This window comes from Cellulomonas humilata, from assembly GCF_030814415.1.
GTDB classification, from domain to species: domain Bacteria; phylum Actinomycetota; class Actinomycetes; order Actinomycetales; family Cellulomonadaceae; genus Cellulomonas; species Cellulomonas humilata_A.
In genome coordinates this window covers 1-1,141 of the sequence record NZ_JAUSVB010000012.1, presented here as the reverse complement: position 1 = coordinate 1,141, position 1,141 = coordinate 1, and the positions used below count along the sequence as shown (strand labels likewise).

General features: G+C 69.5%; 1 protein-coding gene. It reads right to left on the bottom strand.

Annotated features, from left to right (window positions below; translation table 11 throughout):
- Nucleotides 1-178: 178 nt before the first annotated feature.
- On the bottom strand, nt 179-1,141 hold a 963-nt coding region (locus J2X26_RS21670; protein WP_307494791.1), incomplete at its 5' end, for a hypothetical protein.

The following is a 1,141-nucleotide window of genomic DNA, read 5'->3' as shown; positions in this document are numbered from 1 at the left end:
AACGACGACTGCACCTCAGACCCGACCCCGTCAGCGGCGACCGCCGCCCCACCACCGGCCAACGCCACAGCCACCACACCGACCACCGCGGCCGATGCACCGAGCCAACCCAGGACTCTCTTCACACCACTACCTCCATGTGTCACGCGCTTCTCAGGGTGCTGCTCGGCTCTGGCGGTCATCGGTTCGGGACGAGTGCGAGCCAGGCAGCGGGGACGTCGACGTAGGTACGGTCCGCGAGTGCCAGCCATTGCTCCTGCGTGAGCAGCAGCTTGGCGCCACCTTTCACCTGGTAGATCGCGGACGTCCCGGGGTTGCGCATGAGGACCGGCTCGTCCGGGATCGTCTTCGTGATCTGGGCGAGCAGACCCGGGGGGACCTCTGTGTACGCGGGTGAGCCGAGCGCATGCCACTCCGCCGCCGAGAGCAGGTACTTCGCACCGCCGACGAACTGGTAGATCGCTCCGTCGGTGCGGGTGCGCAGCACCGCAGGTCGGGTCGGGACACCGGTCGGGATGCGAGTGATCAGTCCGGTCGGCGCCGGCAGGTATGCCGGAGAGCCGAGCGCCTGCCACTCCGGCAACGACAACGGGTAGCGGGCGCAGCCCACCACCTGGTGGATGGTCCCGTTCGGCTCACGCAGCAGGATCGGTCCGCCCGGTACGGCGGCGGCCGCGCGCTCGATGAACTCCACCGGAACGTTGACGTACCCGGGCATGCCGAGCGCCTGCCACTCGGACTGCGACAGCTGGTAACGGGCGCCGCTCACGATCTGGAAGATGACGCCGTTCGCGGGATTCCTCAGCAAGGTGCCGCTGCGCGGGACGTCGACCAGTGCAGCCGCGGTCTCGGCGGACACGTTGATGTATCCCGGGAGGCCCATCGCTGACCACTGCGCGTACGAGAGCGCGTACTTTGCGCCACCCGCCACGGTCGAGATGACGCCGTCCGGTGTGCGTATGAGCTGGCCGTCGCCGACCGGCGAGCTCGCCGGCGCCTGCACGGGCGTCGGCGCGCAGTTCACCGTGCTCCGGGCGAACCAGTCGCGCAGGTTGTCGAGGCGGGTCTCGGTGGCGCCCTGGAGGGTCGTGGTGGCTCCGAGGCAGCCGCCTTGGTAGGCGGTGTGGTGGATCGCGACGAG